Source organism: Streptomyces sp. NPDC045695, from assembly GCF_056432025.1.
In genome coordinates this window covers 51,212-70,443 of sequence record NZ_JBWKJU010000002.1, presented here as the reverse complement: position 1 = coordinate 70,443, position 19,232 = coordinate 51,212, and the positions used below count along the sequence as shown (strand labels likewise).

At 74.0% G+C, this 19,232-nt stretch carries 13 protein-coding genes; 10 read left to right on the top strand and 3 right to left on the bottom strand.

Translation table 11 applies throughout. The features are described from left to right. Positions 1–32 precede the first annotated feature (32 nt). On the bottom strand, positions 33–2,837 hold the full coding sequence (locus AC07DU_RS03425; RefSeq protein ID WP_479109407.1) for a lysylphosphatidylglycerol synthase transmembrane domain-containing protein: 2,805 nt from the start codon (positions 2,835–2,837) through the stop codon (positions 33–35). A 167-nt stretch (positions 2,838–3,004) separates the two neighbouring features. On the opposite strand from AC07DU_RS03425, the gene AC07DU_RS03420 reads away from it, so the two are divergent. The 5 genes from AC07DU_RS03420 to nudC all read left to right on the top strand — a co-directional run bounded on the left by AC07DU_RS03420 (position 3,005) and on the right by nudC (position 13,413). Further along, on the top strand, positions 3,005–3,361 hold the full coding sequence (locus tag AC07DU_RS03420) for an MGMT family protein (protein WP_479027009.1): 357 nt from the start codon (positions 3,005–3,007) through the stop codon (positions 3,359–3,361). Between the two features lie 174 nt (positions 3,362–3,535). Continuing rightward, entirely contained in the window at positions 3,536–7,255 is a 3,720-nt protein-coding gene (locus AC07DU_RS03415) for an ATP-dependent helicase (protein ID WP_479109881.1), read from the top strand. Between the two features lie 44 nt (positions 7,256–7,299). Then, complete coding sequence (locus AC07DU_RS03410) at positions 7,300–10,941, top strand: UvrD-helicase domain-containing protein (protein WP_479109405.1); 3,642 nt, start codon at positions 7,300–7,302, stop codon at positions 10,939–10,941. Between the two features lie 10 nt (positions 10,942–10,951). After that, a complete protein-coding gene (locus AC07DU_RS03405) occupies positions 10,952–12,373 on the top strand; it encodes a dipeptidase (RefSeq protein ID WP_479109403.1) in 1,422 nt (473 codons plus the stop codon). 98 nt (positions 12,374–12,471) lie between these two features. Then, on the top strand, positions 12,472–13,413 hold the full coding sequence (gene nudC, locus AC07DU_RS03400) for an NAD(+) diphosphatase (RefSeq protein WP_392050313.1): 942 nt from the start codon (positions 12,472–12,474) through the stop codon (positions 13,411–13,413). Between the two features lie 78 nt (positions 13,414–13,491). Here nudC and AC07DU_RS03395 read toward each other — a convergent pair whose 3' ends face one another. Then, positions 13,492–13,752: a mycoredoxin gene (locus AC07DU_RS03395; RefSeq protein ID WP_360888045.1), complete on the bottom strand. Its 261-nt coding sequence runs from the start codon at positions 13,750–13,752 to the stop codon at positions 13,492–13,494. 111 nt (positions 13,753–13,863) lie between these two features. Here AC07DU_RS03395 and AC07DU_RS03390 point away from each other — a divergent pair, with 111 nt between their 5' ends. From AC07DU_RS03390 to AC07DU_RS03370, 5 genes are all read left to right on the top strand, one after another. Next, a complete protein-coding gene (locus tag AC07DU_RS03390) occupies positions 13,864–16,101 on the top strand; it encodes an ATP-dependent DNA helicase UvrD2 (RefSeq protein WP_360888048.1) in 2,238 nt (745 codons plus the stop codon). 167 nt (positions 16,102–16,268) lie between these two features. Then, positions 16,269–16,604 carry a hypothetical protein gene (locus AC07DU_RS03385; protein WP_479109401.1) on the top strand — a complete coding sequence of 112 codons (336 nt, stop codon included), beginning with the start codon at positions 16,269–16,271 and terminating at the stop codon, positions 16,602–16,604. A gap of 194 nt (positions 16,605–16,798) precedes the next feature. Further along, complete coding sequence (locus AC07DU_RS03380) at positions 16,799–17,170, top strand: WhiB family transcriptional regulator (RefSeq protein ID WP_360888051.1); 372 nt, start codon at positions 16,799–16,801, stop codon at positions 17,168–17,170. Further along, entirely contained in the window at positions 17,167–17,496 is a 330-nt protein-coding gene (locus tag AC07DU_RS03375) for a hypothetical protein (protein ID WP_360888054.1), read from the top strand. Before AC07DU_RS03380 ends, AC07DU_RS03375 begins: the two co-directional genes overlap by 4 nt. Positions 17,497–17,597: 101 nt before the next feature. Further along, positions 17,598–17,804: a hypothetical protein gene (locus AC07DU_RS03370; protein ID WP_479027025.1), complete on the top strand. Its 207-nt coding sequence runs from the start codon at positions 17,598–17,600 to the stop codon at positions 17,802–17,804. Between the two features lie 12 nt (positions 17,805–17,816). Here the strand turns inward: AC07DU_RS03370 and AC07DU_RS03365 are convergent, their stop codons facing one another. Next, a complete protein-coding gene (locus tag AC07DU_RS03365; RefSeq protein ID WP_479109399.1) occupies positions 17,817–19,145 on the bottom strand; it encodes an ABC1 kinase family protein in 1,329 nt (442 codons plus the stop codon). Positions 19,146–19,232 lie beyond the last annotated feature (87 nt).

Below are 19,232 nucleotides of genomic sequence, written 5' to 3'. Positions count from 1 at the left end.
GACCCGAACGGGTTGCCGGGGCCCCGCCCCTGCTAGATGGCTTCCTTGCGCGTAAGGAAGTTGAACGAGATCCACCCCGGCAGCACCGGCAGCCAGAAGGTCATCAGGCGGAACAGCAGCACCGCGGAGATCGCGACCTCCTTCTCCAGCCCGGCCGCGATCAGCCCGAGCGTGAGCGTGGTCTCCACCGCGCCCATGCCGCCCGGGGTGGGCGCCGCCGAACCCAGCGCGTTGCCCGCCAGGAACACCACCGCGATGCTCGCGTAGCTGATGGCCTCGCCGCCCCCGAACGCGCGGATCGACGCGTCCAGGCACATCACGAAGAAGCCCGTCAGCAGCAGCATGCCGCCGATGCCCGTCATCAGCTTCTTCGGCCGCTGGAGCACGTCCAGCATGCGCGGTACGACGCCCGCGAACAGCGCCCGTACCCGCGTCACGACGAACTTGCGCATGAAGGGGACCGCCGTCACCACCAGCACCAGCACCGCCACCGTCAGCAGCCCCGCGATGACCGCCCGCGAGGGGGTCATCTCCGGGGTCTTCTCGGTCCCGGTCAGATAGCCGAAGGACAGCAACAGCAGGACGTGGCTGGCCAGCCCGAACAGCTGCGAGGCGCCCACGCTCGCGACCGCCAGCCCCGGCCGGACCCCGGCCCGCTGGAGGAAGCGCGTGTTCAGCGCGACACCGCCGACCGCCGCGGGGGCCACCAGCTTGACGAAGGACCCGGCCACCTGCGCGACCACGGTCCGCAGGAACGGCACCCGCTCCGGTACGAAGCCCAGCAGGCTCATCGCCGCCGCGAAGTACGTCAGCGCCGAGAAGGCGAAGGCCGCACCGACCCAGCCCCACTGCGCCTCGCCGATGATGGTCCCGAAGTCCACGTGGGCGAGCTGGGTGAGCAGGAAGTACGCACCGAACGCGCCCGCGATGAACGACACCAGCGTGCGCGGCCGGATCCGCTCCAGCCGGGCCGGCTCCACCGGCGCCTGCGGCCGGATCAGCAGCACCTGCTGGCGGATCTGGCTCAGCAGGTCCTCCTCGCGGGCCCCGTCCAGCGCGTCGTCGAGCGCCTTCTTCTCGGCCTTGCGGTCGGCCGCCGCGGCCGCGGCCGCGGCCGACGCCGACGCGGAGCCCGAGGCCGCCGCATCCGCCTCCCGCGCCGCCTTCGCCGCCCGCGAGGACTCCAGTACGGCCTCCCGCTCCCGCTCGGCCCGCTCCCGGGCCAGCTTGCGCAGCGTCGCCCGCGTGGAACGGCTCAGCGCGATCGGCTGGAGCAGTGGCAGGCAGTCCGCCACCGCGTCCGGGCCGAGCACCGACAGCGCCGAGGCCACCGCGCGCTGGGCGCCGACCCGCAGGCCGAGGGTGGTGAGCAGCTGGGCGATGTCCATCCGCAGCACCAGGTCGCCGGCGGCGATCTCGCCGCCCCGCAGGTCGGTGAGGACGACATTGCCGGAACGATCCACCACGAGGGCGTCTCCGGTCAGCCGCCGGTGCGCGATCCGACGCGACTGCAGGGCCCGTACCTGCTTCCACGTGTTGTGGGTCAGGTCGTCCGTGATCTCCTCGTCGGGCAGGGAGTCCAGGGTCCGCCCGTCCAGGTGCTCGTACACGAGCATCACGGCGTCCGGGCCGAGCTCGGACGTGGCGATCAGCTTCGGGGCGTTGGCGCCGGCCGCGATGGCGGCGTACGCGAGGAGCGCCTCCTGCTCCAGCGCCTGGCGCAGCGACTGCAGGCTGCGCCGGGTGGTGATGCCGCGCAGGGTGAGCCGGCGCCAGACCCGGTAGAAGAAGCCGTGGGCCTGCTGCTCGCGGTCGACGACGGTGACGTCGAGCGGAGGCCCGTCCTCCAGCGTGACGTGGTAGCGCCGGCCCCGGTCGCTCACCTCGGGGGCCTCCGGGCCCTCCGGACCCTCCGCGCGCATCGCGCTGACCGGCTGGAAGCCGACCCGGCGCAGTCCGGCGAGGAGGTTCTGACCGGTGGGCCGCACGTTGGGCGAGCCGACGGCGTACAGGGTCCCGTAGGCGACGCTCCAGCCGATCAGCACGGTGAGGATGATCGAGAAGGGAGTGGTGTACCCGTTGACCAGCATGGTCAGGGCGTTGAGCAGCAGGACCACCCACAGCGCGACGCGCCAGTGGGGCCTGCGGGTCATGCCGACGGCGGTCATGTACGCGATGACGGGCGCGAGGTAGCCGTGCACCGGATCGGTGAGGGCCCCGCCGCCCGCGGGGCGGGTGAGGGCGTCCTGGATGGTGCCGGGGGCGGCCTCGGAGACCCACAGGTCGGTGGCGAGGGTGACTCCGTGCGCCAGGACGGCGGCCAGGACGCCGTCGGCGATGCGCAGCCCGTCGCGTTTGATCAGCCGCTCGATGGCGAAGGCGACGGGGAGCAGCAGCACCGCGATGCTCGACACGAGTGCCGCGACCTTGATCAACAGGTCCGGCGCCTGGCCGGTGCCCTTGTTGATGTCCTCTTCCAGCCCGACGGTGGTGCCGTGGGCGAAGGCGGCGATGCCGAGCAGGACGGCGATGCCGAGGATGCCGACGAGCAGGCGTACGAGGTCGGAGGGCCGGTGCACGCGGGCGGCGAGCAGCGGTTCGTCGACCTCGACCCGGTCGGCGGCGGTGGGGGCGTGACCGTGCGGGCCCTCGGCCTCGGTGCCGTCGTCCCGCTCGGTGCCGGGCTCGGTGGCGCCGTCCGGGCGGCCGGGCTCCGGGCCGGCCGGGGCCGCCGGTGACCCGTGGCCCTGCGGGCGCGGGCGCGGACCGGGCCGGGGGGTGGCGCCGTCGTCTGGGCGTGCGCCGTCGTCCGTCGCCGCGCCGTCCGGAGGGCTCACACCCTGCTCCTTCGTCGTCACTTCCGTCTCTTCGTGATCACGTATCACCAGTCACCGCCCGGAAGATGGTGGCACGGACCGACGGGCCGGCGGGGCATCAGGGTGCGAGCCGGTGTGGAACCGAAACTTCCGCCCGCGGGCGGCCGCCGTGCTGCACCATGTGCCGAATGAGTGAGGAGCTGCCCGCCTACGCGGAGCGCGTACTGGACGTGGCCGAGCGTATTCCGCCCGGCCGGGTGATGACGTACGGGGACGTCGCCGAGTGGCTCGGCGAGGGCGGACCGCGCCAAGTCGGCCGCGTCATGGCCCTGTACGGGGGAGCCGTGCCCTGGTGGCGCGTGGTGCGGGCGGACGGCGTACCCCTGCCCGGGCACGAGCCGCGCGCCCTGGAGCACTACCGGACCGAGGGCACGCCGCTGCGCCTGACGGCCGGCGGCAGCGGCGCACCGCGGCTGGACATGCGCCGGGCGCGCTGGGACGGGGACCCCGGACAGGACGGCACGCGCGACGAGGCTCACATCTGACAGCTTCGGCCATGCGCGGCCCGGGCGGGCGGTCGAGTGACCGCGCGAACGCCCGTACGGGGTACTCGGGGCGACTGCGCGGCGTCGGCCGGTTGCCGTAGCGTTGCCTCTTCGGCTTCTCCGCGAGCCGTCACGGCAGCACCCGCAGACCCACCAGGACCGGCACCTCACGTGATCACCTCTTCCTCCGACAGCCGCCGCACCGAACGGCGGCGTACGCGGACCCCTGACGCGTACCGCCTGGTGCGCACCAGGCCGGAACGGGTGGATCCCCCTGTGCTGGACGCAGCGCAGCGGGCCGTGGTTGACCACACCGCGGGACCGCTCCTGGTCCTGGCCGGGCCGGGCACCGGGAAGACGACCACGCTGGTCGAGGCGGTCACGGCCCGGGTGGAAGCGGGGACGGACCCCGCGCGGATCCTCATCCTCACCTTCAGCCGCAAGGCGGCCGTGGAACTGCGCGACCGGGTCGCCCTGCGGCTGGGCGGTGCGCGGGCTCCGCAGGCCACCACCTTCCACTCCTTCTGCTACGGCCTGGTCCGCGCCCACCAGGACGCCGACCTCTTCGCCGACCCGCTGCGGCTGCTGTCCGGCCCGGAGCAGGACGTGATGGTCCGCACCCTCCTGGAGGGACAGCGCGGGCTGCGCACGATCCGCTGGCCGGACGACCTGCGGGCCGCGCTCACCACGCGCGGCTTCGCGGACGAGGTCCGGGCCGTCCTGGCCCGCGCCCGTGAGCTGGGCCTCGGCCCGCAGGCCCTGTCCTCCTTCGCCGACCGCATCGGCCGGCCGGACTGGAAGGCGGCCGCGGCCTTCCTCTCCGAGTACCTGGACGTCCTGGACCTCCAGGGGATGCTGGACTACGCGGAGCTCCTGCACCGCGCGGTCCTCCTGGCGGAGCGCACCCCGTCCGTCGCCGCCTCCTACGACGCGGTCTTCGTGGACGAGTACCAGGACACGGACGCCTCGCAGCTGCGGCTGCTGCGGGCGCTGACCGCAGCGGGCGGCACGCTGGTCGCCTTCGGCGACCCCGACCAGTCGATCTACGCCTTCCGCGGCGCCGACATCAACAACACCCTGGACTTCGAGTCGGCCTTCCCCGGCGCGCAGGTCAAGGCCCTGACCGTCGGACGCCGCTCCGGCGCGGCCCTGCTGACGGCCACCCGCCTCCTCACGACCCGGATGCCGCTCCCGCGCCTGCCCGCGGCGGCGGTGCGCGCCCACCGCGACCTGCGGCCGACGCGTGAGGGCGGGCGGGTCGAGGTCTTCACGTACCCGACGGCCGGCGCCGAGCTCGACAACATCGCCGACATCCTGCGCCGGGCCCACCTGGAGGACGGCGTGCCGTGGCAGGACATGGCCGTCCTGGTCCGCTCCGGCGGCCGCACCCTCCCGGCGATGCGCCGCGCCCTGATCTCGGCCGGAGTCCCCGCCGAGACGGACGCCACGACCGTCCCCCTCCGCCACGAACCGGCCGTGGCCCCCCTCCTGACGGCCCTGCGCCTCACGGCCACGGCCGCATCGAACACGCCCGCCCCGCCCGAAGCCACTGCCGCGACGCCGCCCGCAGACCCGGACCCCGCCGTCACCCCTGCCGGGGCGGACGCCCCCGAAGGCCCCGCTGAACCGGCGCCGGGCGCGGGTGCCGACCTGGCCGGGCCCGCGGCACCCGCGGCCCCTGGGGACGCCCTTGCCCCGGCGGAGGGGGCCAGCGCGGCCGCGCTGATGGCGCCTGCGGGTGTCGGCCACGCGCTCGCCTCCGGCGAGGCGGGTGCGCCTGCTGCCACCGCTGAGCCGGTTTCGGACACGGGCCCTGGGGACGCCCTTGCCCCGGCCGGGGCCGGCGCGGCCGCAGGCGCCGCCGGGCAGGTGCCGGACGCGCGCCCGGCGTTCGCTCCGGAGGGGGCGGACGGTGCAGGCGGCGGCCCGGGCACTGATGCCGACGAGCCGGGCACGGCTGAGCCGGGTACGGGCGAGCCCGGGCATCCCGGCCGGCCCGACGCGGTCGAGGACGCCGAGCCCGCCGGAGGCGTGGAGGCCGCCATCGCGCTGCTCACCTCGCCCCTCGGCGGGATGGACGCCGCCGACCTGCGGCGCCTGGGGCGGGCCCTGCGCGACGAGGAGCGCGCCGCGGGCGTCAAGGTGCCCGCGCCCTCCGACGTCCTGCTCGCCCGCGCCCTCGCCGAGCCCGAGCGGCTCACCGCGCACGACCCCGCCTACGCCCGCGGAGCGCAGCGGCTCGGCCTGCTCCTGCGCAAGGCCCGCGAGCTCCTCCAGGGCGGCGGCACCGCCGAGGAGGCCCTGTGGATCCTCTGGGACGGCACGCCCTGGCCCCAGCGCCTTGAGCGCAGCGCCCGCCGCGGCGGCCCGGCGGGCCGCAACGCCGACCGCGACCTCGACGCCGTCTGCGCCCTCTTCGACACCGCCGCCCGCGCCGAAGAACGCACCGGAGGCCGCGGCGCCCTCAACTTCCTCGAACAGCTGGAAGCGGAGGACATCGCCGCCGACACGTTGACGACCCGCGCCACCCGCTCCGACGCCGTCCGGCTGATGACCGCCCACCGCTCCAAGGGCCTGGAGTGGTCCCTCGTCGTCGTCGCCGGGGTCCAGGAGGGCCTGTGGCCCGACCTGCGCCGCCGCGGCTCCCTCCTGGAGGCCGACCGCATCGGCCGCGACGGCCTCGCCGAGCCCCTCACCCCCGGCGCGCTCCTCGCCGAGGAACGCCGGCTCTTCTACGTCGCCGCCACCCGCGCCCGGGACCGCCTCGTCGTCACCGCCGTCAAGGCCCCCGCCGACGACGGTGACCAGCCCTCCCGCTTCCTCACCGAGCTCGGGGTGACCCCCAAGGACGTCACCGGCCGCCCCCGCCGCCCCCTCGCGGTCCCGGCGCTCGTCGCCGAACTGCGCGCCACCACCGTCGACCCCGAGGCCTCCGAGGCCCTGCGCGACGCGGCCGCCCGCCGCCTCGCCCGCCTCGCCGCGCTCACGGACGAGGAGGACCGCCCCCTGGTCCCCGCCGCGCACCCGCAGCGCTGGTGGGGCCTGTACGAGCCCACCCGCAGCAGCGTGCCGCTGCGCGACCGGGACCGGCCCGTCGCCCTGTCCGGCAGCGCCCTGGACCAGCTCGCCAACACCTGCTCCCTGCAGTGGTTCCTCGGCCGCGAGGTCAAGGCCGACGCCCCCTCCACCGCCGCCCAGGGCTTCGGCAACGTCGTCCACGTCCTCGCCGACGAGGTCGCCTCCGGCCGCACCCCCGCCGACCTGGCCGTCCTCATGGAACGCCTCGACTCCGTATGGGACGCCCTCGCCTTCGACGCGCCCTGGAAGTCGGCCCAGGAGAAGGAGAACGCCCGCGCCGCCCTCGAACGCTTCCTGCGCTGGCACACCACCGACCGCGGGGGCCGGGCCGCCGTGGCCACGGAGCACGCGTTCGACGTCACGCTCGAAGCCGGCGACGTCGCCGTCCGCATCCGGGGTTCCATGGACAGGGTCGAATCGGACCCGCAGGGGCGTGCGTACGTCGTCGACTTCAAGACCGGCAAGTCCGCGCCGACCAAGGACGAGGTCGCCCGCCACCCCCAGCTCGCCGTCTACCAGCTCGCCGTGCGCGAAGGCGCCGTCGACGAGGTCTTCGACGGGCGGCGCCCCGCGCCCGGCGGCGCCGAGCTCGTCCAGCTCCGCCAGGGCGCCGCGGTCCGCGAGGGAGGCGACGCGGTGCCCAGGATCCAGGCCCAGCAGCCGCTCGACGGGGAGTGGGTCGGCGACCTGCTCGCCACCGCCGCCGGCCGGGTCCTGGACGAGCGGTTCGCGCCCGCCGCGGGCAAGCACTGCGACCACTGCTCCTTCCGCAGCGCGTGCAGCGCCCGCCCCGAAGGCCGCCAGACCGTCGAGTGACCAGGCCGTCGGGGACTGTCGGCGGGGGCGGCTAGCCTCTTTACGTGTCCGCGCGTCCACCCGTCCTCACCAACCCCGAGCAGCTCAAGGAGCTCCTCGGGATCCCTTTCACGCCCGAACAGATGGCCTGCGTCACCGCCCCGCCCGCCCCGCAGGTCGTCGTCGCCGGCGCGGGCTCCGGCAAGACCACCGTCATGGCCGCCCGCGTGGTCTGGCTCGTCGGGACCGGCGCGGTCGCGCCCGAGCAGGTGCTCGGTCTGACCTTCACCAACAAGGCCGCCGGTGAGCTGTCCGAGCGCGTACGGAAGGCGCTCGCGCGGGCCGGGATCACCGACCCGGATCCTCCCCCTGTCCTCGCGGGGGGGACCCCCACCCCGGCCGACCCCGGCGCGGCGGGCGGCGAGCCGCGCATCTCCACGTACCACGCCTTCGCCGGGCAGCTCCTCAAGGACCACGGCCTGCGCATCGGCCTGGAGCCCAGCTCACGCCTGCTCGCCGACGCCACCCGCTTCCAGCTCGCCGCGAAGGTGCTGCGCGAGGCCCCCGGCCCGTACCCCTCGCTCACCAAGTCCGTCCCCGACCTGGTCGGCGACCTCCTCGCGCTCGACGCCGAGCTCTCCGAGCACCTGGTCGAGCCGGCCGAGCTGCGCGCGTACGACACCGAGCTGCTCGGCGCCCTCGCCGACGCCAAGCTCACCAACGAGGACCTGCGCAAGGTCCCGCAGGCCGTGCGGGGCCGTCTCGAACTGCTGGAACTGGTCAGCTGGTACCGCGCCGCCAAACGCTCCCGCGACCTGTTCGACTTCAGCGACCAGATAGCCCTCTCCGCCCAGCTCGCCACCACCCGGCCCGAGGTGGGGGCGCTGCTGCGCGATGAGTTCCGCGTCGTGCTCCTGGACGAGTACCAGGACACCTCCGTGGCCCAGCGCCTCCTGCTCTCGGGCCTCTTCGGCGCGGGCTCCGGCCACGCCGTGACCGCCGTCGGCGACCCGTGCCAGGCGATCTACGGCTGGCGCGGGGCCTCCGTGGCCAACCTCGACGACTTCCCCGAGCACTTCCCGCACGCCGACGGCGCCCCCGCCACCCGGCTCTCCCTCAGCGAGAACCGGCGCAGCGGCGGCCGCCTGCTGGACCTGGCCAACGGCCTCGCCGCCCCCCTGCGCGCCCTGCACGAGGGGGTGGAGGCGCTGCGCCCGGCGCCGGGAGCCGAGGGCGACGGCCAGGTCCGCTGCGCCCTGCTGGAGACCCACGCGCAGGAGCTCGACTGGCTGGCCGACTCCGTCGCCCACCTGGTCCGCACGGGCACGGAGCCGCGGGAGATCGCGGTCCTGTGCCGCTCGGCCGGGGACTTCGCGCAGATCCAGGCCGTACTGGTGGACCGGGACGTGCCGGTGGAGGTCGTCGGCCTCTCCGGGCTGCTGCACCTGCCCGAGGTCGCGGACCTCGTCGCCGTCTGCGAGGTCCTCCAGGACCCGGGCGCCAACGCCTCCCTCGTCCGGCTGCTGATCGGCCCGCGCTGGCGGATCGGCGCGCGCGACCTGGCCCTGTTGGGCCGCCGGGCCCGCCTGCTGGTGAGCCGCTCGCCGGCCGACGCCGACCCGGACGAACGCCTCGCGGCGGCCGTCGAGGGCGTCGACCCGGTGGAGATCGTGTCCCTGGCCGACGCCCTGGAGACCTTCCTCGACGGCGCCGGACAGGCCGCCGACGACCTCCCCTTCTCGGCGCAGGCCCGGGTCCGCTTCGCGCACCTCGCGCAGGAGCTGCGCGACCTGCGGCGTTCGCTCGCCGACCCGCTGATGGACGTACTGCACCGCGTACTGTCCGCCACGGGCCTGGAGGTGGAGCTGTCCGCCTCCCCGCACGCGCTGGCGGCCCGCCGGCGCGAGACGCTGTCGAACTTCATGGACGTGGCGGCCGGTTTCGCCGCCCTGGACGGCGAGGCCTCCCTCCTGACCTTCCTGGCCTTCCTGCGCACGGCCGCGCAGTACGAGAAGGGCCTGGACCACGCGCTGCCCGGCGGGGAGAACACGGTCAAGGTCCTGACGGCCCACAAGTCCAAGGGTCTGGAGTGGGACGTCGTCGTGGTCCCGGACCTGTGCGCGGGCTCGTTCCCGAAGGAGAAGGCGCCGGAGGCCTGGACCTCGTACGCCAAGGTGCTCCCGTACGCGCTGCGCGGCGACGCCGCGACCCTGCCGGGGGACCCGGCGTGGACCTCGGCCGGCCTGAAGGCCTTCAAGACCGCGCTCAAGGACCACAAGGCGGTGGAGGAGCTGCGCCTGGGCTACGTGACCTTCACCCGGCCCCGCTCCCTCCTGCTGGCCTCGGGCCACTGGTGGGGCCCGACCCAGAAGAAGCGCCGGGGGCCGTCGGCGTTCCTGACGGCGCTGTACGAGCACTGCGCGGCCGGTTACGGCGAGATCGAGGCCTGGGCGGACGAGCCCGACCCGTCGGCCGAGAATCCCGCCCTGTCCGAGGGGTCCGGCCAGGACCACTCCTGGCCCCTGCCGCTCGATCCGCACTCCCTGCGCCTGCGCCGCGCCGCGGCCTCCCTGGTGGAGTCCTACCTGGCGAGCCCGCCCCCGGCGCCCGCGCCGCCCGCGCAGGAGCCCTACCTCTGGCCGCCCTCCTGTGAAGAGCCGTCCGAAGACCCGTCCTACGAGGACGAGCCGTGGCCGGAGCCGTGGCCCGAGCCCGAGGCGCCGACGACGGGCGAGGGCCCGGTTCCGGGTGCGGCTGAGGAAGAGCCCGCTCCGCCCGCTCCGGCCGACCCCGCCGCGCCGCTCGACGACGACCTCTGGCCGGAGGAAGACCTCTGGGCCCCCGCCCCGGCCCGGCCCGCCGCAGGCGCGCCCGCCCGGCCGGAGGCCGACGGCCCCGAGGCCGACGACCCGTGGGCGGCCGACCCGTGGGCGGCGCAGCCCCGGCAGGCGGGGCCCCCGTACGCCGACGACCGGCCCGCCGACCGGCTGACTCCCGAGGACGCCCGGACCATCGCCTCCTGGGACCGCGACCTCGACGCCCTGGAGGGCGAGCTCCGCCGCGCCCGCGCGGCCGTCCGCGACGTCGAGCTGCCCGCCGCCCTGTCCGCCAGCCAGCTGCTCCGGCTCGCCGCCGACGAGCAGGGCTTCGTACGCGACCTGGCCCGTCCCATGCCCAAGCCCCCGCAGCCGGCCGCCCGCCAGGGCACGCGTTTCCACGCCTGGGTGGAGTCCCGCTTCGACGAGCTCCCGCTGCCGCTGCTCGACGTCCTCGACCCCGCCACCGAGCTGCCCGGCTCCGACCAGGACATCGCCGACGAGGCCGACCTCGACGCCCTCAAGGCCGCCTTCGAGCGCAGCGAGTACGCCGACCGGCCCCCGTACCGCATGGAGGCCCCGGTCCAGATCACGCTCGCCGGCCGGGTCGTCCGCGGCCGGATCGACGCCGTGTACCGCACGGACACGGGCTACGAGATCGTCGACTGGAAGACCGGCCGCACCACCGAGGCCGACCCCCTCCAGCTCGCCGTGTACCGACTGGCCTGGGCGGAGGCCACCGGCACCCCGCTCGACCAGGTCACCGCCGCTTTCCTGCACGTCCGCAGCGGCCGCGTGATCCGCCCCCGCGACCTCCCCGGCCGGGCCCGTCTTGAGCGGATCCTCCAAGGCGAATCGGGCCCCGACGGTGACCGTCAGGCGGACGGATAGGCTCGTGGGCATGAGCGACATCCAGCCGGACAACGTCGTCCGCACGTACATCGACACCCACCGCGACGCCTTCCTCGACGACCTCGCCGAGTGGCTGCGCATCCCCTCCGTCTCGGCCCAGCCCGAGCACGCGGGTGACGTACGGCGCAGCGCCGAATGGCTGGCCGCGAAGCTCAAGGAGACCGGTTTCCCGGTCGCCGAGGTCTGGGAGACGGGCCCCCAGGGCGGCCCTGCCGTCTTCGCCCACTGGCCGAGCGAGGACCCGCACGCGCCGACCGTCCTCGTCTACGGGCACCACGACGTCCAGCCCGCCGCCGTCGCCGACGGCTGGCACACCGACCCGTTCGAGCCGGTGATCCGCGACGGCCGCATGTACGGGCGGGGCGCCGCCGACGACAAGGGGCAGGTGTTCTTCCACACCCTCGGAGTGCGGGCGCACCTGGCGGCCACCGGCGCCGACGCTCCCGCCGTGAACCTCAAGATGATCATCGAGGGCGAGGAGGAGTCCGGCTCCGTCCACTTCCGCGAGCTCGTCGAGGCCCGCGCCGCCGAACTCGCCGCCGACGTCGTGATCGTCTCCGACACCGGCATGTGGTCCGAGACCACCCCCACCGTCTGCACCGGCATGCGCGGCGTCGCCGACTGCGAGATCGACTTCCACGGCCCCGACCAGGACATCCACTCCGGCGCCTTCGGCGGGGCCGTGCCCAACCCGGCCGCCGCCGCCGCCCGCCTGGTCGCGGCCCTGCACGACGAGGACGGGCGGGTCACCGTCCCGGGCTTCTACGACAACATCGCCGAGCTCACCGACGCGGAGCGCGCGCTCATCGCCGAGCTGCCCTTCGACGAGTCCGAGTGGCTCCGTACGGCCAAGTCCCACGCGGCCTCCGGCGAGGCCGGGTACTCGACCCTGGAGCGGGTCTGGGCCCGCCCGACGGCCGAGGTCAACGGCATCGGCGGCGGCTACCAGGGCCCCGGCGGCAAGACCATCGTGCCCGCCTCCGCCCACGTGAAGCTGTCGTTCCGCCTGGTGTCCGGGCAGGACCCCTACGAGGTCGAGGCCGCCGTCAGGGACTGGGTCGCGGCCCGGATCCCCGACGGCGTCCGCCACTCCATCACCTTCGGCGCCCCGACCCGGCCGTGTCTGACGCCGCTGGACCACCCGGCCCTGCAGTCGGTCGTGCGGGCCATGGGCCGCGCCTTCGGCCAGAAGGTCCGCTTCACCCGCGAGGGCGGCTCCGGCCCCGCCGCCGACCTCCAGGACGTTTTGGACGCGCCCGTCCTCTTCCTCGGAATCTCGGTACCGTCCGACGGCTGGCACTCCCCGAACGAGAAGGTCGAGCTCGACCTCCTGCTCAAGGGCGTCGAGACCACCGCCTACCTCTGGGGAGACCTGGCCGCCGCCCCCCGCCCGCCCGCCCGCATCGAGTAACGAGTACCGCACACCGAGCACGAGCACCGAATACCGCGCACCGCGCACCGAGCACCGAGCACCGAGCACCGAGCCTGCCTGTCCCACCACCGGGGGAGTTGGAAGTACCAGTGAGCACCCATACCGAGCGCCCTCTCTCGCTCGCCGCGCCCAGCGGAATCGACCGCGCCGCGCACCACCGCCTCGACGAGGCCTGGCTCGCCGCTGCCTGGAGCCACCCGACGACCCGCGTGTTCGTCGTCTCCGGCGGCCAGGTCCTGATCGACGACACCCCCGACGGGGGCACCGCCATCGTGATGACCCCGGCGTTCGAGGCCCCGGCCACCGAGACGCACCGCTACTTCCTGGGGACCGACGAGGACGGCGTACGGTACTTCGCGCTGCAGAAGGACTCGCTGCCGGGCCGCATGGACCAGTCGGCCCGCCCGGCCGGCCTGCGCGAGGCCGGGCTGCTGCTGAACGACCGCGACGCCGGCCTGATGGTGAACGCGGTGGCGCTGGAGAACTGGCAGCGGCTGCACCGCTTCTGCTCGCGCTGCGGCGAGCGCACGGTGGTCGCGGCCGCCGGTCACATCCGCCGCTGCCCGGGCTGCGGCGCGGAGCACTACCCGCGCACCGACCCGGCCGTGATCATGCTGGTCACCGACGAGCAGGACCGCGCGCTGCTGGGCCGCCAGGTGCACTGGCCGGAGGGACGTTTCTCCACCCTCGCCGGCTTCGTGGAGCCGGGTGAGTCGATCGAGCAGTCCGTCGTCCGCGAGGTGTGGGAGGAGGCGGGCATCAGGGTCGGCGCGGTCGAGTACGTGGCCAGCCAGCCCTGGCCCTTCCCGTACAGCCTGATGCTGGGCTTCACGGCCCGCGCCACCACCTGCGACATCACGGTGGACGGCGAGGAGATCCAGGAGGCCCGCTGGTTCTCGCGCGAGGAGCTGCGCGCGGCGTTCGAGACGGGCGCGGTGCTGCCGCCGTCGGGCATCTCCATCGCCGCCCGGCTGGTCGAGCGCTGGTACGGCGAGCCGCTGCCGAAGGCGGCTTCGTAACCGCACGCGTCGGGTTCGTCGGGTTCGTCGGGTTCGTCACACAGGAAGGCCCCCGCCGCGGCGGGGGCCTTCCTCGTGTCAGACGGCGAGGGCCTGCTTGACCTGCGCGAGGCTCGGGTTCGTCATGACGGACTCGTTGCCGGCGGTGGACTTCACGAGGACGGTGGGGACCGTCTGGTTGCCTCCGTTGGCCTTCTCCACGAACGCGGCGGACGCCGGGTCGAGCTCGATGTTGATCTCGTTGTACGCGATGCCTTCCCGGTCCAGCTGGGTCTTCAGCCGACGGCAGTACCCGCACCAGGTCGTGCTGTACATCGTGACGGTGCCCGTGTCCTGCATGCTGCGCTCTCCTTGGTGAAGGCTCGGTGGTACGCGTAGTCGAACGCACCGGACCCCCGCCGCCATTCCCGCAGGGCCCTCCCCGCGCCGCCGGTGTGACTCATACGACTGATGGCGCCGGCCTGTGGACGGTTTTCCCGCCCGACCCACCCGACCTGGCAGCATGGCGGGGTGACAGCAGCAACGCACTCCTCATCCTTCCCGGGCGGCCCCGCCATCGCCGACTCGGCCGACGCGGTGCTCCTGGGCCTGGACCCGGAGCAGCGGGAGGTCGCGACGACCCTGCGCGGCCCGGTGTGCGTGCTGGCGGGCGCCGGTACCGGCAAGACCCGCGCCATCACCCACCGCATCGCCTACGGCGTCCGCTCCGGCCAGCTCATGCCGGCCAGCGTGCTGGCCGTCACCTTCACCAACCGCGCCGCCGGAGAGATGCGCGGCCGCCTGCGCACCCTCGGTGCGGGCGGTGTCCAGGCCCGCACCTTCCACTCCGCCGCGCTGCGCCAGCTCCAGTACTTCTGGCCCAAGGCGGTCGGCGGGGACGTGCCCCGGCTGCTGGAGCGCAAGATCCAGCTGGTCGCCGAGGCGGGCGCGCGCTGCCGTGTCCGCCTGGACCGGGGCGAGCTGCGGGACGTGACGGGCGAGATCGAGTGGGCCAAGGTCACCCAGACGGTGCCCGCCGACTATCCGGCGGCCGCCCTCAAGTCGGGCCGCGAGGTCCCCCGGGACATGGCCGAGATCGCCCAGATCTACGGGACGTACGAGCAGCTCAAGCGCGACCGCGCAATGATCGACTTCGAGGACGTGCTGCTCCTCACCGTCGGCATCCTCCAGGACCGCCACGACATCGCGGAGCAGATCCGCGCCCAGTACCAGCACTTCGTCGTCGACGAGTACCAGGACGTCAGCCCGCTCCAGCAGCGGCTGCTGGACCTCTGGCTCGGCGAGCGCGACAGCCTCTGCGTCGTCGGTGACGCCAGCCAGACCATCTACTCCTTCACCGGCGCCACCCCCGACCACCTGCTGAACTTCCGCACCCGCTACCCGCAGGCCACCGTGGTCAAGCTGGTCCGCGACTACCGCTCCACGCCCCAGGTGGTCCACCTCGCCAACGGGCTCCTGAACCAGGCCAAGGGGCGCGCCGCCGAGCACCGGCTGGAGCTGATCTCCCAGCGCGAGACCGGCCCCGACCCGGTCTACGCCGAGTATCCCGACGAGCCCGCCGAGGCCGAGGGCGTCGCCCACCGGATCCGCGACCTGATCGCCGCGGGCGTCCCCGCCGGCGAGATCGCCGTGCTCTACCGCATCAACGCCCAGTCCGAGGTCTACGAGCAGGCCCTCGCCGACGCCGGGGTGCCCTACCAGCTGCGCGGAGCCGAGCGGTTCTTCGAGCGCCAGGAGGTCCAGAAGGCCATCCTCGCGCTGCGCGGCGCCGCCCGCTCCGGCGGGAACGACCCGCTGCTCGACGACATCGTGGAGCTGGGCTCCCAGGTGCGGGCGGTGCTCAGCTCCACGGGCTGGACCTCCGAGCCGCCCGCCGGCTCAGGCGCCGTGCGCGACCAGTGGGAATCGGTGGCCGCGCTGGTCAGGCTCGCCGAGGACTTCGCCCGGACCCGGCCCGGGGCCACCCTGGCGGACCTCACGATCGAGCTGGAGGAGCGCAAGGCCGCCCAGCACGCCCCGACCATCCAGGGCGTCACCCTCGCCTCGCTGCACGCGGCGAAGGGCCTGGAGTGGGACGCCGTGTTCCTCGCCGGCCTCACCGACGGCATGATCCCGATCACCTACGCGAAGACCGACGAGCAGATCGAGGAGGAGCGGCGGCTGCTGTACGTGGGCGTCACCCGGGCGCGTTTGCACCTGACGCTCTCCTGGGCGCTCTCCCGGGCCCCCGGCGGCCGGGCCTCGCGACGCCCCAGCCGCTTCCTGAACGGCCTGCGGCCGGGCTCCGCGGCCCCGGGGAGCGGGCCGGGCTCCGCGGCCGAGCGGGGCGCGCGCGGCAAGCGCGGCCGCCGCGGCCCGGTGCTGTGCCGGGTCTGCGGCAAGACCCTGACCGAGGCCGGCGAGCTGAAGCTGATGCGCTGCGAGGACTGCCCGTCCGACATGGACGAAGGGCTCTACGAACGGCTGCGGGAGTGGCGCGCGGACCAGGCGAAGGAGCAGGGGCTGCCCGCGTACTGCGTCTTCACGGACAAGACGCTCATGGCGATCGCCGAGGCCGCGCCGGGCGAGGCCGGAGAGCTCTCGATGATCTCCGGAGTGGGCGGCCGCAAGCTTGAGCGGTACGGAGCCGAGGTCCTGGCCATCTGCACAGGTCAGGAGCCCGGCGGCGAGGATCCTGACGACGCGTGAAAACTCGTCGTAAAAATAGTTTGCACATGCCCAGCGAAGACCCATAGGTTCTTAGCAACGGAAACGGTGGCTTCTCCGAAGCCCTGGATCCGTGCTGTACTTATCCGAATACGTATGGGACAGGCCCCCGGGCCGGGTCCCCGAGACGCCGAGAGGAGGCGAGACCAGTGACCAGCTTCATGACCTTCACCAAAATGACCGATCGCCCGGTCCCCGCTTCCTGCCTGCTCGGTTCCGTCTCCCTCCGGGGTACCGGTGTGTCCGCGATTTCCGCCGACCGCCGCGCCCTGCTGGCGACCCTTGCGGTCAGTGAGCGCAACGAGCGACCGACCGAGGCACCGGTGGCAGTACTGGCAGCAGAAGCCCAGGCGCATGGCGCCTATGGCTCCGGTGCCGCAGCCGGTGCCGCCAGTGCCGGATTCAAGACGCAGCAGACGAAGAAGCAGCAGCACCACCTGATGTGGGCCTTCCGCGGGCTCGAACCCTGGAGTGATCCAGCCTGATCGCATGATCAGGCCGGCGCCTTCAGGGCCGCGGAACCCCACCCGGGATCCGCGGCCCTTCTGTTTGTCCCCGAACGGGGACGACGGAGCGAAGGGGCCACGGGACTGGCAGGACCAGTCGGTGTGAAACCAGCCCAGCCGACCCGGCCGACCGGCCGGAACGACTAGCCGACCAAGACGAGGAAGAAACCACCGTGCAACTCGAAGCGCACGCCCCGTCCGTATCGCAGACCCAAACGATCTCCCCGCCCGCAGTCCCGGAGGACCACACCTTGACCCCGCTCACCGCGCTGACCGCGCTCGACGACGCCATCGAGAACCTCGGCGTCCCGGTTCCCTGCCGCACCTTCGACCCCGAGGTCTTCTTCGCCGAGTCCCCGGCGGACGTCGAGTACGCCAAGTCGCTCTGCCGCACCTGCCCGCTGGTCGAGGCCTGCCTCGCCGGGGCGACCGAGCGCCGCGAGCCCTGGGGCGTCTGGGGTGGCGAGCTCTTCGTCCAGGGTGTCGTCGTCGCCCGGAAGCGGCCCCGTGGCCGCCCGCGCAAGAACCCGGTCGTCTCGGCATGACCGCCCTCGGCACCATCGACCGCCCCCTCACGCACGACCCCTTGAAGCAGGCCCTCATGACCGCCCACACCACGAGCGAGCAGCCCCACGGCGCCGCCCACGCAGACTTCATCACCGCCGGCGCGAACACCTCGCGTCAGAACAGGACCCGCGAAATGCAACTCATCCCAGAAGCCCTGGCTCGTGCCCATATGGACGACCGCATGCGCGAGGTGGACGCCGAGCGTCACGCCCTGCGCCTGGTCGCCGCCCGCCGCATGCAGCGGCGAGCCGAGCGCGTCTCGATGCGCGCCCGCCGCGCGCTGGCCATGGCCGTCATGCACTAAGAGCTGAAGAACAGGGTCCCCGGGGGGACCGGTCCGAACGGACCGGTCCCCCCGGGGCGTTGCGGACGGCTGTCCGCCCCCGACGGGGATATCGTCTGAAGGTGGACCATCCGACACCCCGCCCCACCCCGTCGGGATCCGAGGCCCAGCCCGTCGTCTGCGCGCGCTGCGGCACCCAGGCTCCCGACGGCGCCCCGCCCACCTGGACCTGCTCGGTGGAGAACGGCACCAGACAGTTCTTCTGCGTCGACTGCGCGCGCGCCAACCTCCGGGCGATCGAAGGCAGGCTCGACTCCTCCTGGTGGTGACCCGCTACGGCGTCACTCCGAGGCGGCGAACCCCGGCAGCCAGGCGTCCAGTTCGTCCCGCAGCCGCACCGTCGCGCCCAACTGGCACATCACCCCTATGGTGCTGAGCGTCACCCGGTGGATCAGCAGGTACGAGGGCGGCAGATTGATCTGGCGGCCCAACTGGTGCGCGGGGGAGCGGGGATCGGCGATCCGCGCCGCCTGGCCGCGCAGCCACGGCCGGGTGAAGGTGAACTCCTCCGCCTCGGCCGGCTCCAGCATCGGCCTGAGGTAGTCCAGCACCGCCTCGGGGTCCAGGTCGACGGACTCCTTGACGAACCCCTCGGCGCGCAGGTGCCCGTAGACCCCCTCGGCGTCATCGTCCAGCGTCATCCGCAGCGAGCGTCCGATGGGCCGGGGCCAGCCGCCGGGGAGCCGGTCGACGGTGCCGAAGTCCAGGACGCCCAGCCGCATCCGGCCGTCCGCCCCCGTGATCAGCCGGAAGTTGCCCGGGTGCGGGTCCGCGTGGAGCAGACCGGTGCGCGCGGGACCGGAGAAGAGGAAGCCGGCCAGCAGCTGTCCGGCCCGGTCGCGCTCCTCCTGGGTGCCGTCGGCTATCACCTCCGACAGCGGGGTCCCCTCCATCCACTCGGTGACCAGCACCTGGTCGCCCTGGTGCACCACGTCCGGCACGCACACGTCCGGGTCGTCCACGAAGGCGTCCGCGTGCGTCCGCTGGGCCTCGGCCTCCAGCTCGTAGTCGAGCTCCTCCGAGACCCGGTCGCGCAACTCCTTGATGAGCGGCTTGATTTCCATGCCGGGGACCAGCGGCCCCAGCAGCCCCGCGAACCGGCCCAGCTGCTTCAGGTCCGACAGCAGCGCCTCCCCGGCCCCCGGGTACTGGACCTTGACCGCCACGTGCCGGCCGTCGTGCCACACGGCCCGGTGCACCTGCCCGATGGAGGCCGCCGCGGCCGGCTTGTCCTCGAACTCCTCGAACAGGTCCCGCCAGTCCGCGCCGAGGCGCTCCGCCAGCACCTGGTGCACCGTCGCCGCGGGCAGCGGCGGGGCCGCCTCCTGGAGCTTGGTCAGCGCCGCCCGGTAAGGCCCCGCGACCTCCTCCGGCAGAGCCGACTCGAAGACCGAGAGGGCCTGCCCGAACTTCATGGCGCCGCCCTTCAGCTCCCCGAGCGTGCGGAACAACTGCTCGGCCGTGCGCTGCTGCAGCTCGCGCGCCACTATCTCCGCCGACCTGCCGCCTATCCGTTTGGTCAGCCCCCACGTGGCCCGACCGGCGATGCCGAGCGGCAGCGCGGCCAGCTTGGCGGTACGGGTGACCGCCTTCCGGGGAAGATCAGACATGCGCCCCTCCATTTCCCAGACAGCTGCGCCGCAAGCGGCGGTTTCAGGAAGGCCCTTCGGCCCGACAGACCCGACCCTCCGCATCCT